Raw genomic sequence first — 14,526 nt, 5'->3', positions numbered from 1 at the left:
AAGTAGCGCGTTTTTTATTGTCTGTAATCTGTACTTACTGTATTGCCTGCCTGATTAAATAGTTAATACCCAAGCCTATAAATAAAGTCACACTTACGCTAAGTAATGTGCCGAGCATAACGTACTCGGTAAGCTTTTTATCTTTGCTTGCACTTAAATCACCAAACCTAAATACCGACTTTGCCGCAAGTAAAAAACCCAGCCCTGCAAATTGGTCAAGCAATATAAAGCTCAGCATAAGTACGCGTTCCAACATACCTATGCTTTGCCCTGCAAGTGGTAAGCTACCAGTACTTGAAAAGTTACTTGTTAAACGCTCTAACATCATTCTTATAAATACGGCGCTGGGACTTAAAATAATTAAATAACCGCATACCACCCACAGTATTTTGGGATCAGTGAGCATATTTTTAATTGCAGCCATAAAGCTACTGTTATCAGTTAACCAAATACTGAGCGCAATAATAACGAGTATGTGCGCTATTTGATCTAGTAAAAAAGGCACCACGCCTTTATCAGAATACGATTTAGCTATATCAATAAAGTAATGGCTCAGCATAATGCTCGCCGTGGCAATTAAAACACTGCTTAGTTGCTGCCACCCGAATGTGTATTCCCACAGGGTAATAATGAGTGCACTTGTTACACCATGCACTAGTACATGAAAATAAAGCTTACTGGCTTTAAAGTGACGGGTATTTCTGTTGTTTACCCAACTCATAGGTTGCCAGTAAAAATCAGCGAGTAAGTGGCCAATAATAAGCGCGACCAGTAAAAGTGAAAACGCCATTATTCACCTCCTTTAATTATATTTTTTATAACGTGTTGTGTGTGCTTAATAAAGCGCTCTATAAGTTGGTAGTGCGCTAAATTTAGTAGTTTGGTTACGTTTTCGCGACTTGTTTTAAGCTCTTTAGCTAGTGCCGCGTGGCTGTTGTCTGGTGACGTTAAATAGACGTACAGGGCATTTGCTTGTTTTTGTGTGATTTTAGTGAGCAATACGTCGGCAAAGGCTAAATTAAGATTTAAGCTTTCATCGAGCTGCTGCTCGTTAATATTAAAAACAAAGCGTTGATTGCCTATTTTATCAAGGCCTTGTCCCGAAAGAGTAAAAGCAGAACCGGTTGCTGTTTTTATATCGCTGCGTGGGTTATCTATTTGCCCAAGTGCCAAGCTTTGTCGTAGTTCATAACCTGAAGATTTAAGGTGTAAATATACAAGTATGGCATTTTTAAAAAGGAGCTGAGGATTATTAACTTGTAACTGAAAGGCATCGCCTCGGTATATATTCCAAAGTGTTTGCTCACCCGAAATGTTTCGCAAACTTTGCTCTAGTTGATAAAGCATGGCATCGTATTGCTGCTTAGGGATTGTTTGCGATTTAATAATATCGCCGCTGATCACACCAATCATAAAAACCTCAAAATGGTTACTTTTTAATATGTAACCAATATTGGTTACATAAGGGTATGTAACTAATTTAGGTTACTTAAATATAAATTGCAAGGTACACTTATTTTATAACGTTACTTCTATTGCTATTAATCCTCACTAGGACACTAAATGACTTTACAAAACGAGCAGCAAAGCACGAAACCACGGGTCGGTATTTTTGTTGATGTACAAAATATTTATTACACGTGCCGCGAGAGTTACGGGAAAAATTTTGACTACAATGCGTTTTGGCGAATGATGGAGGCGCAATACAATATTGAGTGTGCTTTTGCGTATGCAATTTATCGAGGAGATGAAAAGCAAAATCAGTTTCAAAATATTTTGCGTGCGATTGGTTTTGAGGTAAAGCTAAAGCCATTTATTCAACGCCGTGATGGCAGTGCTAAAGGCGATTGGGATGTAGGCATAACAATAGACATGTTAGAGCAGGGTAAAAATCTCGATAAAGTTATTTTGCTCTCTGGCGATGGTGACTTTGCTTTGTTACTTGGACATTTAAAAAACCAATATAATGTACCGTGCGATGTATACGGTGCAGACAGGTTAACTGCTGAGGTATTAAAACAAAGCGCAGAGCAATTTCATTTAATTGATAAAACTTTGCTACTTTAACAGTAAAAAATAGTTAAAAAAGTGCAAGCTAAGTGCCTGCAACATGAGAGATTTTAATACAAAGCCGTAATAGATGAATTAAGCCTTATATAGGCTTTTTTTATTACTGTAATCAATTGGGTTTGCTAAATGATTATGGTAATTTTAAAGCATAACGAGTTACCAAGGACTTACATGCTTCATTACAGCAACATGCCACTAGATAGAGGCTCAAATTTTCGTAAAGACCCATCGTGGCTTAAAGCGCAAATGTCGGCGCAAAGTAAATGGGTTTTAGTTAAAAATAATCAAACCCTATTTATTAAAGATACTCCTAAAGTAAGCTATTTGACGTATCAACAAGTGGCACATTTAGATTTAACGAGTGCTATTTTTGTTGGTTTAAACAATGCTAAACATGGTGTGTTTGCATTGGATGTTTCTGATCTGGATGAAAGCGTACTTTCGCCTTTAATCGAGGGCGCTCAGTTTTTTGATATTCGCCAATATGGGCCTCAAGTAACCATTAAATATGCCTCAATAGCCGCCCTTGCGAGAGGGTTATGTTATTGGCATGCCACGCACCGTTTTTGTGGGCGCTGCGGTAGTAAAAACCGTTCAGTGGAAGCCGGGCATTCTCGTGTATGTGAAAACGAAAACTGTAAGCATCCTACATTCCCGCGCACCGATCCTGCGGTAATTATGGTCGTTACTAAAGTCTTTGCTGACGGAGTAGAACGCTGTTTATTAGGTCGCCAAGCTGCGTGGCTCACTGGTATGTATTCTTCGCTTGCTGGATTTGTAGACCCAGGGGAGACACTGGAACAAGCTGTTGCGCGTGAAGTTAAAGAAGAGGCAGGCATAGAAGTTGATAACGTACGTTATGTTGCATCTCAGCCATGGCCGTTCCCATCGTCAATTATGCTTGGCTTTTTTGCACAGGCGACATCTGAGCAAATTAACGTAGATAAAGAAGAGCTAGACGATGCAAAATGGTTTAGTCGTGAAGACTTAGAGCAATTTGGTAATTGGCACGAAGAAGGCGAGCATTTAAAGCTGCCTAGAACCGATTCTATCTCTCGTTATTTAATTGAGCATTGGCGCACAAACCCTTAAGGATTAATAATGTCGAGTAAAAGTAATAAAAACACTCAGCTGGTATCATCAGGGCGAAAAAAAGCCTATACACATGGCGTAGTCAATCCCGTTGTACAGCGTGCATCTACCATTGTATTTGATACTGTAGCCGATTTAAAAGAAGCAGCTAAAACCCGTGGCGATAAAACGTTATTTTATGGGCGCCGAGGAACAACAACACACTTTGCGCTACAAGAAGCTATTACAGAACTTGAAGGCGGCGAAGGGTGTGCATTGTACCCTTGTGGCGCTGCGGCGATCAGCCAAGTATTTTTATCGTTTTTAAAAACCGGTGATCATATTTTAATGGTTGATAACGTGTACGAACCAACTCGCGATTTTTGCGATAAAATTTTAGTGGGGCTGGGCATTACAACAACCTACTACCCGCCAACCATTGGCGCAGGTATTAAAGACTACATTCAGCCAAATACCAAAGTATTGTTTTTAGAATCCCCAGGTTCTATTACGATGGAAGTGCAAGATGTGCCTGCTATGGTAAAAGTAGCCAATGAGCATAGCGTAATGACCATACTTGATAATACCTACGGCAACGGTTTGCATTATCGCCCGTTAGAGCACGGTGTTGATATTAGTATTCAAGCTGCAACAAAGTATATTGTCGGCCATTCGGACGTGATGATGGGGGTGGCTGTTGCTAATAAAATGTACTGGCCAACCTTGCGCGAAAACTCGTACTTACTAGGGCAATGTACCAGTGCCGATGATGCGTATTTAGCGCTTAGAGGCCTGCGTACAATGGGTGTGCGTTTAAATCAACATGAAAAAGCAGCAATAGAAGTAGCTAAATGGCTTGAACAACATGAGCTTGTTGATCATATTCGCCACCCTGCATTTGAAAGCTGCCCAGGGCATGAGTTTTTTAAACGTGATTTTGATGGCAGTAATGGGTTGTTTTCATTTGTCATGAAAACCGGTAATCAAAAAGCGATTGATGCATTTTTAGATAGCCTTGAGCATATTAAAATGGGCTTTTCGTGGGGCGGTTTTGAAAGTTTAGTAACCGCTAATTTAACTATGAAAGGGCTGCGTTCAAATACAGGTTGGGATTTAGGGCCGGTTATTCGCTTGCATATTGGCCTTGAAGATGTAGAAGATTTAATTAGCGATTTAAGCCAAGCACTTGAGGTTTATAAGCGGCATTTATAATTTATACTGTTACATTTAAATGTATTGTTACAAAGCTCACCATAGGTGGGCTTTTTTTTGCTGGTAATTCAAGGTGTTTACACTTAGTGTGGATAAATAAACAGAAAATAAAAAGTCATTAAGGATAGTCAATGGCAACACCATTACCGATAAACGTAGGGCGATTAACGCAAATAGCGGGATTTGAGCTTGTACGTATGTTTTTAACTAAACGTGGACTTATTGCATTAGCTGCCTTTGCATTGGTGTGGCTAATAATACTGCGCTACCCAATAGGGCAGGCAGTAGGCATTGTAAGTGCGCCCGATTTTGAGCAAATAGCCCGTGATATATCAGGTTCTATTGGTTTAAGTAAGCTGCTTGATTGGCCTGAGGCCGAATTTGCTATGTACTGGTTAATAGCCCTGTATAGCTTTCCCGTTTTTGGTTTATTTATTTGTAGCGACCAAACGGTAGGCGATAGAGAGCGCGGCACACTAAGGTTTTTATCACTGCGCTCCACTCGATTTGAAATACTGTTTGGCCGTTTTTTAGGACAGCTAGGAGTATTAGCCTGCTTAGTGGGCATTACTCTTGTGGCTACGCTCGCTGTACTAGGGTTTAGAGATCCAAGTTTACTGGCAGGTGGTTTTGCTCGTGCGCTTTCTATATTTTTAATATTGGTTGTTACTTTATGCCCATTTGTAGCACTTATGACGTTAATTAATACCTTTGCCCGCTCATCGCGTTTATCTATTGTATTGGCAATCTTATACTTTGCAGCAGGCGGTATTGTAGTTGGTATATTGCAATGGCAAATACCCGCATTAGGCCTGCTTGATTATTTATTTCCGGGTGTGCAAATAGAGTTATTAGCCGGGCAAAATTTACCATTATTAAGCGCTCTGGCTATTCCCCTTGTGCAAACTGCGGTGTTACTAAGCGTTGCTCAACGTATTTTTGCAAGGAACTCACTATGAGACCATTAATTACAGCTAGCGGTTTGAGTAAATCGTATGGTGCAAAACTTGCGCTTAATAATGTGGACTTTGAAATTAACAAAGGCGCGCCAGTGGCACTTGTTGGGCCAAATGGTGCGGGTAAAACTACCTTATTTAGTTTGTTGTGCGGCTATATTGCGCCAAGTAAAGGCAGCCTTGAAATATTAGGGCACAAACCTGGTAGCGCTGCTTTATTTAATAAAGTAAGTGCATTACCGCAAGACGCGCAACTTGACCCTCGCTTTAATATAGATAAGCAACTCGCCTTTTATGCAAAGCTGCAAGGTATGGGTGCTAAGCAAAGCCAAACTGAGGCGCTACGTGTACTTGATTTAGTTGGCTTAAAAGAAATTGCAAAGCAGCGTGCGGGGGATTTATCGCACGGTATGCGCAAGCGCGTTACGATAGCGCAAGCACTTATTGGCGCACCACAAATTGTAATGCTTGATGAAGCAACCGCAGGGCTTGATCCGATTCATGCCAGAGAAGTACGTGAGCTGGTATCAGAATTAAGTGAACAGGCTACATTTATTTTAAGCTCTCACGATTTAACTGAGCTTGAGCGACTATGCTCACAGGTACTTCATTTAGATAAAGGCGTACTAAGCGAGCATCAAACAAAAACTAATAATACCGATAAACACTTTTATACATTAATGCTAAGCGAGGCTTATCAAAATGTTGAGCAACAGCTTCAAGCAATTGCAGGTGTGAGTCGTGTGTATATGAGCCAACATAAAGAGTATGTAGTTGAGTATCAGCCAACGAGCGATCCACTTGATATTGCACTACTGAATTTTTGTCATCAACAACACTGGCAGTACCGACAGTTAGTTAATGGTCATACATTAGAGAATCAAATATTTAAACAGGAGAAAGTATAATGGGTTTACTTAGCGGACTTATGGGTAATGCAAGCGAAGTTGACGATTCTGATTTAGAAAAAATCCTCGCCAATACATTAATTGACGGCGAGCAAGTAGAAAAAGCATATAAAGTAGTACGTGATATGTTTATTTTTACTAATAAGCGCTTAATCTTAATTGATAAGCAAGGTATGACCGGTTCTAAAATGGAAATGGTGAGTATTGCTTACTCTAAAATTACCAAGTTTAGTAAAGAAAGTGCAGGCCATTTTGACTTAGATGCCGAGCTAAAAATATGGGTTGGCTCAGATCCAACACCAATTAGTAAAGAGTTTAAGTCTGGCGATAATATTAACGATGTTTACCGAATTATTAGCCAACACGCGCTTTAATACGGTACATGTTTTAAGTAGTTGTTGACTAGATGTTGCAACTACTTTAATTTTACAGTTTACAACACTTCCTTACAATTAACTTAATAAATACAACTGGTTAGTTAAGTTTTCATTCAGTTTCCTAACGTTAGCATGTGCCTCGACTTTAGCAATACAGCTAGAGCATAAAAAGCAATGTACATAGGGAAGTCTTACAATGAAAAAATTAGCAGTTATTATTTCGAGCATTTTATTATCTAGCACTGCGGCTGCTGCAGACAGCTATAATTCAATTAGTAACCTAAGCTACAAAAATAGCGATAACAACGACACCGTTGCTGTAGATTCTATTTACTACTTATCTCCTAAAAAAACTTTAGGTCCGTACGATCAGTTTGAATACATCAATAAACAAACTAACGTATATGGTGGCTATGCTGATGACGACTTTGGCGATTTAACATCAGTTGGTGGTGAATATTTCATTAATGAATTTGTTGTTGGCGCATCTTACGAAAACCTAGACCCAGATTCAGGTTCTAACAGTGAGCTTTATAAACTGACGGGTGGTTACTTTTTCAACCCTGATTTACTTGCAAAAGTAACACTAGTTGAAAACAAATATGGCGACGATTACGCATTATTTGATTTAGCTTACAACTACATGCTAAACAGCACTGATTACGTAGGTGTTACACTTACATCAGACGACGATTTTGATTACCGTGCAGTTGCTGCTAAATACTTTATTGATTTACAGCAAGGTAACTACCTAACTTTTGAAGGTAAATACGAAAGCATTGATGACGCAGAAAACCAATGGGTAGCAGAAACTAACTACTACTTCTCAAAAGCAACATCTGTATTTGCTAACTACAACAAGCAAGACACCTACAGCTTTGGTGCTCAGCACTTCATCAATAAAAATATTGGTGTAAAGGTGGGTTACGAAAACAACGCTGATGATTCTGACAACGATGCGTACTTTGCTAACATGCGTTTTCAGTTTTAATTAAGTCCCGTACTTAGTTAATACAAAAGTAATATCAAAAGCCCGCTAAATTTAGCGGGCTTTGTCGTTTTAAATGTTTGAGCTTTAAACTATAAACTTTTACCAGTCATAATTACGGCTTTTATTATGCTCATCTAAATAACCCCTTTAAGTTATAAATAGAGTTGCCATAAATGGCTAGATTGTTATTAAAGCGATTAAGTAGAGTCGATGATAATAGCTATAAAATAATGAGTATTGGAGTTTTTTTTGCTGGTAAATAATGGTTATTGGAAAAAACAGATAAAAATATGCACTTATACAAACCTAGTTTTTATTATAAATTCAGAAATAATGAATTAAATATAGTCATTATTTTGAGAAATTAGAAAAATTTAGTGAGGGGAGGTTATATTGATGAGGTTTATCGAATAATTAAGTTGTGTTTAATTTAGCGACAACTTGTACCTTATTTGTTACTTTTTGAGTTTAAATGATGACAGACTATTGTTACGTAGATTTTGTTGATACCCGTTGTTTACATTTACTTGTAATTATTTACATTTCAAGTGGTTTTAATTTGCCCTCTTATTCAGTTTTTGTTCATTTTTTTGGCGTTAGGATGCGCCCCGACTTTAGCTAGACAGCTGAAGCATAAAAAGTAATATTTATAGGGAATTTAAAATGAAAAAATTAGCCGTTATCATTTCGAGCATTTTATTATCAAGCGCTGCAACCACTGCAATAGCTGCAGATACTTACCAATCAATCAGCCATGTAGGATACGTGGATGTAGATGGTGATGACACAATAACTGTTGACTCAACTTATTATTTTTCTCCAAAAGCGACTTTAGGTCCTTACGATCAATTTGAATACATCAATAAGCAAACAAATGTTTATGGTGCATACAGTGATAATGATTTTGGAGATGTTACTAGCATTGGCGGTGAGTATTTTGTAGAAGATTTTGTATTAGGTGCACAGTACAATAATTTCGATAGTGATTTTGGCTCAAGCACGGATGTAATTGAACTTTCAGCTGGTTACTTCTTTAACCCAAACCTTGTATTAAAAGCAACGTTTGTAGATGTTGAAGATGCTGACAATCAGTTTGTGTTTGACCTAGCATATAACCACGAACTAAACAGCACTGATTATATCGGCTTTACAGTAACAGCAGATGATGAGTTTGACTACCGTGCAGTAGCAGCTAAGTACTTTGTTGATTTACAGCAAGGTAACTATTTGACTGTTGAAGGTAAATTTGAAGATGTTGATGGCGGTTCAAGTAACTGGGAATTAGCATCTAACTACTATTTCAGCAAAGCAACATCGGTTTTTGTTACAGTTAATAAAAATGATGATTACACTCTTGGTGCTCAACACTTTTTCAACAACAATGTTGGTTTAGAAGCAGGTTACGGCAATAACTGGGATGATTCTGATTATGATGCTTACTTTGCAAATTTAAGCTTACAGTTCTAATTTAACTAAAAATTAGAATATGAACAAAAAGCCCGCTCAAATGAGCGGGCTTTTTGTTCAGCGCTATTTACCAGCCGCAGTTGCGGCCTTCGTTTTGTTTATCTAAATATGTTTGTAATGGTGCAAAGTAATCGAGCATTGCTGTTGCATCCATTTGCGGCTTACCTGTCACAGTTTCAAGCGCCTCTTGCCAAGGGCGAGACGAACCCATTTCAAGCATAGCGTTTAGCTTATCCCCTGCTTCTTTTGAATTATAAATAGAGCAGCGATGAATGGCTTTATCGTTACCGGCAATTTCACATAAGCTACGATGAAATTCAAATTGTAAAATATGCGCTAAAAAGTAACGTGTATAAGGCGTGTTACCCGGAACATGGTACTTAGCACCCGGATCAAAATCATTTTCGCTACGTGCGATAGGCGCTTGCACTCCTTGGTATTTTTCACGTAGTTCCCACCATGCTTTATTGTAATTTTCTGGGGTTACTTCACCTGAAAATACCTGCCAGCGCCACTGATCAACCATTAAGCTAAACGGCACAAAGGCGACTTTATCAAGTGCCATTTTCATTAATAAACCAATATCTTTAGATTCATCAGGTACTTGTTCAAGTAAGCCGATTTCTTTTAAGTAACCCGGTGTAACCGATAAGGCAATGGTGTCACCAATGGCTTCATGAAAACCATCGTTTGCACTTTCTTGATAAAATAAAGGCTGCTTGTTATATGCGCGTTGATAAAAGTTATGACCTAATTCATGGTGAATAACTGAAAACTCTTCGCCTGTGCGCTGAATACACATTTTAATGCGTAAATCGTCTTTGCTATCGATATTCCATGCTGATGCATGACACTGCACATCTCTGTCTTTTGGTTTTACAAACAGTGAACGCTCGTAAAATGTCTCTGGTAGTGCGTCAAAACCCATTGAGGTAAAAAAGTTTTCAGCCCCTTTTACCATTTTAAGTTCGTCGTAATTATTTTGAGCTAATAACTCGGTTACGTCGTAACCCGGATCGGCGTTTTCTGGTGCAACTACATCGTAAATATTACCCCATGCTTGCGCCCACATATTACCAAGCAAGTGCGCTGGTATTGGCTGATCTTGAGGTACTTTGTCGGTGCCGTACTTTTCACCTAACTTTGCGCGAACATGGCAGTGTAGCGAGTTATACAGTGGTTTAACTTGGCCCCAAATACGATCAAGCTCGGTGGTAAAGTCATCAGCAGGCATATCGTATTTACTGCGCCACATAGCACCCGTATCGGCATAACCAAGCTCTTTTGCACCTTCGTTGGTAAGTGCTACTTGTTGCTCGTAAAGTGGGCGCATGGGTTTTGATATTTCACGCCAACCTTGCCATAAATCAAGTAGTTCGTTGTAATCTCGGCTGGTGGCCATTTTTGAGGTCATGTCGCCAAGGCTTAAACAGCTGCCATCTTCTTTACAGTATTTACCTTTACCATATAGCCCGCCAAGCTCTGCGACAATTTGTGAAAGTTGCGCTGTTTTATCAGCGTCTTGTGGGGCAGGAAGTGTAAGTGCTAGTTTTAGTTTATCAAGCTTACGGCGAGCATCGTAATCAAGCTCTAGTTCGTCGTATTTTGCAGCTTCATTTGCTAAACGCACGACTGTTTCGGTCATTTTACGGTTAACTTCAGCCGATAGAGCAGATGTATCATGAGTAATAAAGTTTGCGTAAATCCACTCTGCACGGCTCGATTCTAAATAAAGTGCACTCAGTTCTTTTTCTGTGTTTGTTATAAATGTATTTGCATCTTTAGCTGTTACAGCTTTTTTAGTGTGTGGTGAATCGGTAGTGTCGATAGATACTTGTGCATCGCAGGCCGTTAAAGCAAGAGTACTTGCTACCATTAAGGCGCTCATACTTAGTTTAAATCGAAAGGGGGTCATGCTATTCCTTTAATTTATTGTTATTAAAACGTTGATAATAGCAGTGATGTTTAAAACAATAAAATGAATGCGTTAAGGCTCACGACTCGTCGTGCAATGATTGTATTTAAATTAAGATGGGTCATAATTAAGTTACTATTTTCATTCAATGTGTAAGGAATGTGCGCATGTTAATATTTATAATATTGCTGGTCGTGGTGGTGGTTATTTTTGCGGTTAAAGATATTCGCCTAAACTTGATTAGTCGTCCTACGTTTAAAATGTTCAAAAAGGTGCTTCCGCCATTATCGCAAACAGAGCGAGAGGCGATGGAAGCAGGTGATGTTTGGTGGGATGGTGAGTTATTTAGTGGTAACCCAGACTGGCAAAAACTGCACCACTTTCCAAAACCAGAGCTTAGCGATAAAGAAAACGCATTTATGGCTAACCAAGTAGAAACCTTATTGGCGATGCTCGATGATTATCAAATTGTACAAAAAGACAAAGACTTACCAAAAGAAGTGTGGGATTACCTAAAAACAGAAGGTTTTTTTGCGCTGATCATTCCTGAAAAATTTGGCGGTCGTGAGTTCTCGGCAATTGCTAATTCAACGATAGTGTCAAAAATTTCGACTAAAAGCTTAACAGCCGCAGTCACTGTTATGGTGCCTAATAGCTTAGGTCCGGGCGAGTTACTTCTTCACTATGGTACTAAAGAGCAGCAAGATCGTTGGCTGCCAAGTTTAGCTAATGGTACAGATGTTCCTTGTTTTGCATTAACGGGACCAGAGGCGGGCTCTGATGCTGGCAGCATTCCTGATTCGGGCGTGGTGTGTATGGGTGAGCACAATGGCGAGCAAGTAATGGGCCTGCGTTTAAATTGGTCAAAGCGTTACATTACACTTGCACCAGTGGCTACTGTACTCGGCTTAGCATTTAAAATGTATGACCCTGATGCTTTATTAGGTGATAAGAAAGAGCTAGGCATTACATGTGCTCTAATACCAACCGCTCATCCGGGTGTTGAAACGGGTGAGCGTCATTATCCGCTTAATATGGCCTTTATGAATGGTACCACTTACGGTAAAGATGTATTTATACCACTGGATTGGATTATTGGTGGACAAGAGTGTGCAGGGCGTGGCTGGAGAATGCTTGTTGAGTGTTTAAGTGCAGGGCGTGGTATATCACTACCGGCATTAAGTGCAGCAACTGGACATTTAGCTTCAAAAATGACATCGGCATACGCCATGGTACGCCAGCAGTTTGGTGTATCTATAGGGCAGTTTGAAGGTGTCCAAGAGGCACTTGCACGTATTGGTGGTTTAACTTACACACTTGAGTCGTGCAGATTAATGACCGCAGGTGCGATTGATTTAAAATTAAGCCCGTCGGTTGTAACAGCGATTGCTAAATACCATATGACTGAAATGGGTCGTACGGTAATGAATGATGCAATGGATATTCATTCAGGTAAAGGAATTCAAGTAGGGCCTAATAACTATTTGGCGCATGGCTATATGGGGATTCCAGTATCAATTACGGTTGAAGGCGCGAATATTTTAACGCGTAACTTAATGATATTTGGCCAAGGTGCAACACGCTGTCATCCATTTGTTTTAAAAGAAATGGAAGCCGCTGCAATGGAAGATGACGACGCAGCACTTGAACAATTTGATGGTTTATTAATGAACCATATAATATTTGCAGCAAGTAATGCAGGTATGGCATTTGTGCATGGCTTAACACGTAGTTATTTTGCTAAAGCGCCTGTAGGTGGTGAAACGGCTATTTATTATAAACAACTGAGTAGAATGAGCCGAGGCTTAGCTATTTGTACAGACGTTGCAATGTTGATGCTTGGCGGTGAACTTAAACGTAAAGAAATGATATCAGCGCGTTTGGGTGATGTATTAAGTCATTTGTACTTAGCATCAACTGTTTTAAAACGTTATGAAGATGAAGGGCGCCAACAAGCTGATTTACCATTTGTAAAATATGCAATTGAGAACTCATTATTTGAAATTGGCCAAGCGTTTAATGGCTTCTTTAAAAACTTTTCAAATCCGGTTGTTAATTTTATCCTTAAACGTATCGTGTTCCCGCTTGGAAACCATTACCACAGACCAAGTGATGAAATAGCACAAAGTATTTGCGAGCGTATGACTCAACCTGGTGTATTTAGAAACCGCTTAACGCATTTATGTTATGTAGATGAAAATGCAGGTACAGGGGTCATGGAAAGCGCATTTTTAGCTATGCATGATATGCAAGCGCAGTTTAAAGACTTAAAACAATGGCAGCGTAAGGGCAGTGTGCCTGCAACGCTTGATATTGAAGGTGCTATAAATTATGCGCTTGAAAATAAATTATTAGAGCAAACTGATGCAGATGCAATGCATCATGCTAATAAGTTACGTAAGAAAGCCATTGCAGTTGATAACTTTCAACCTGGTGAGCTGTAGCGCAGTATTTTAAATACTAGGGCGTGATGACCCTTCGTGGTTGAATTTGCAGCAGGCTGTTTGGTTTTTAGGCAAGGCAGAGCCTATGTAGTGTGGTTATTCCCCATAAATAGGCGATAACGCAGCATAAATGCCAAACATGCGCTGCCCTTTGGGTTCTTTCTAGGGACGATTAACTCTTTGTTGCCTACATGGGTGTAGGTCAAGGGCGAGAGCAGGACGCGGAAGCTTTGCTCGGTTTTTACTTATTCTTACATGGATGTAAGCCAGTAGGGTAACGCAGGAGCAGTTACCGAGCTCACTAGGTTACAAACCTCGCGCCGCGATTAAATCGCCCCTAGATTGAACAAACTTCAATCCACAAAGATCAACACGCCCTAGCTAAAGCGAAAAAGGCCTTACAAATGTAAGGCCTTTTTATGTTTAATTCAGTTGTTTTTAACGAGCGTAAGGGTCGGCAACAATTTTATCTATGTACCATTTGCCCTTTTTACGAAGCATCTTTACACTGCGCATTTCATCAATTTTGTCACCATTTAAATAACCGGTAAAAATAAGGTTTATTTTAGCGTTATCGCCGTATTGTTCACGGACGCTCATATTGGTCATATCAACTTCAATGGTTACTTCATCGTATTGCATGTTTACTAAGTTACGGGAAAACTGTTTAGCGGTGCCGTAGGAATTCATTATACGTGTAAGGTTGGGGGTTGCCATGGTGCTGGCTTTTTGAAGGTCTTGCTGGTTATAAAGCGCATCAAAATAAGCGGTTGCTGTATCGCCAGGAGTGTCGCCAAGTGTTTTGGTATCGTCACCACAGGCTGATAAAAATAAACAGATGACCAAACTTAATAAACTCGTGATTTTTTTCATATTAGTTATTATTAATTAGTTTTTTTAAAGTGTGTGGTTTATCTAGGAAGATGTAAAGGTATGGCGGGTAATAAATAGAAAATTGGATAATAAATAATAAAAAAGGATGCCTAAAGCATAATGCCAGTCAGTTAAGCTGACTGGCATCTTTCTTTTTATGGGGATACTTAGATGGTTTTGGCTTAACCCATCGGGGATATCTTCTATCCTCTCGTCTAGCTGGAAGCTTAAATAAGAGCAGT

Annotated in this window: 14 protein-coding genes; 9 read left to right on the top strand and 5 right to left on the bottom strand. The window is 39.4% G+C overall.

Annotated features, from left to right (window positions below):
* Positions 1 to 34: 34 nt before the first annotated feature.
* On the bottom strand, positions 35 to 790 hold the full coding sequence (locus tag H5087_RS17880) for a DUF3307 domain-containing protein (protein ID WP_182672910.1): 756 nt from the start codon (positions 788 to 790) through the stop codon (positions 35 to 37).
* Positions 790 to 1,413, bottom strand: a complete 624-nt coding sequence (locus tag H5087_RS17875; RefSeq protein ID WP_149602927.1) for a hypothetical protein — start codon at positions 1,411 to 1,413, stop codon at positions 790 to 792. The genes H5087_RS17880 and H5087_RS17875 overlap by 1 nt, the downstream gene beginning before the upstream one ends.
* Positions 1,414 to 1,563: 150 nt before the next feature.
* Here H5087_RS17875 and H5087_RS17870 point away from each other — a divergent pair, with 150 nt between their 5' ends.
* From H5087_RS17870 to H5087_RS17835, 8 genes are all read left to right on the top strand, one after another.
* Positions 1,564 to 2,067, top strand: coding sequence for an NYN domain-containing protein (locus H5087_RS17870; RefSeq protein WP_182672909.1), 504 nt, complete (start codon positions 1,564 to 1,566; stop codon positions 2,065 to 2,067).
* 174 nt (positions 2,068 to 2,241) lie between these two features.
* The gene (gene nudC, locus H5087_RS17865) at positions 2,242 to 3,162 is read left to right on the top strand and encodes an NAD(+) diphosphatase (protein ID WP_182672928.1); all 921 of its coding nucleotides are present in this window, start codon (positions 2,242 to 2,244) and stop codon (positions 3,160 to 3,162) included.
* Between the two features lie 9 nt (positions 3,163 to 3,171).
* Positions 3,172 to 4,353, top strand: coding sequence for a cystathionine beta-lyase (locus tag H5087_RS17860; RefSeq protein WP_182672908.1), 1,182 nt, complete (start codon positions 3,172 to 3,174; stop codon positions 4,351 to 4,353).
* 131 nt (positions 4,354 to 4,484) lie between these two features.
* Entirely contained in the window at positions 4,485 to 5,312 is an 828-nt protein-coding gene (locus tag H5087_RS17855) for an ABC transporter permease (RefSeq protein WP_182672907.1), read from the top strand.
* Complete coding sequence (locus H5087_RS17850) at positions 5,309 to 6,217, top strand: ABC transporter ATP-binding protein (RefSeq protein WP_007377980.1); 909 nt, start codon at positions 5,309 to 5,311, stop codon at positions 6,215 to 6,217. Before H5087_RS17855 ends, H5087_RS17850 begins: the two co-directional genes overlap by 4 nt.
* Positions 6,217 to 6,591 carry a PH domain-containing protein gene (locus H5087_RS17845; protein WP_007377979.1) on the top strand — a complete coding sequence of 125 codons (375 nt, stop codon included), beginning with the start codon at positions 6,217 to 6,219 and terminating at the stop codon, positions 6,589 to 6,591. The genes H5087_RS17850 and H5087_RS17845 overlap by 1 nt, the downstream gene beginning before the upstream one ends.
* A 199-nt stretch (positions 6,592 to 6,790) precedes the next feature.
* Positions 6,791 to 7,585, top strand: a complete 795-nt coding sequence (locus tag H5087_RS17840) for a putative porin (protein ID WP_182672906.1) — start codon at positions 6,791 to 6,793, stop codon at positions 7,583 to 7,585.
* Positions 7,586 to 8,248: 663 nt separating this feature from the next.
* Positions 8,249 to 9,052 carry a putative porin gene (locus H5087_RS17835; RefSeq protein WP_182672905.1) on the top strand — a complete coding sequence of 268 codons (804 nt, stop codon included), beginning with the start codon at positions 8,249 to 8,251 and terminating at the stop codon, positions 9,050 to 9,052.
* 67 nt (positions 9,053 to 9,119) lie between these two features.
* Here the strand turns inward: H5087_RS17835 and H5087_RS17830 are convergent, their stop codons facing one another.
* Positions 9,120 to 10,967 carry a M2 family metallopeptidase gene (locus H5087_RS17830; protein ID WP_182672904.1) on the bottom strand — a complete coding sequence of 616 codons (1,848 nt, stop codon included), beginning with the start codon at positions 10,965 to 10,967 and terminating at the stop codon, positions 9,120 to 9,122.
* Between the two features lie 167 nt (positions 10,968 to 11,134).
* Between H5087_RS17830 and H5087_RS17825 the strand changes: the two genes are divergently transcribed.
* Positions 11,135 to 13,411 (top strand): acyl-CoA dehydrogenase, encoded by a 2,277-nt coding sequence (locus H5087_RS17825; RefSeq protein WP_182672903.1) that lies wholly within the window; start codon positions 11,135 to 11,137, stop codon positions 13,409 to 13,411.
* 438 nt (positions 13,412 to 13,849) lie between these two features.
* Here the strand turns inward: H5087_RS17825 and H5087_RS17820 are convergent, their stop codons facing one another.
* Both H5087_RS17820 and H5087_RS20090 read right to left on the bottom strand, forming a co-directional pair.
* A complete protein-coding gene (locus tag H5087_RS17820) occupies positions 13,850 to 14,284 on the bottom strand; it encodes a hypothetical protein (RefSeq protein WP_182672902.1) in 435 nt (144 codons plus the stop codon).
* 42 nt (positions 14,285 to 14,326) lie between these two features.
* Positions 14,327 to 14,526 (bottom strand): hypothetical protein (locus H5087_RS20090; protein ID WP_220491596.1); only part of this gene is annotated, 200 nt, incomplete at its 5' end.

The organism is Pseudoalteromonas sp. SR43-7 (genome assembly GCF_014163785.1).
Taxonomy (GTDB): domain Bacteria; phylum Pseudomonadota; class Gammaproteobacteria; order Enterobacterales; family Alteromonadaceae; genus Pseudoalteromonas; species Pseudoalteromonas distincta.
Note: the sequence above shows the minus strand (reverse complement) of the source record. Positions and strands in the feature narration are given on the sequence as shown.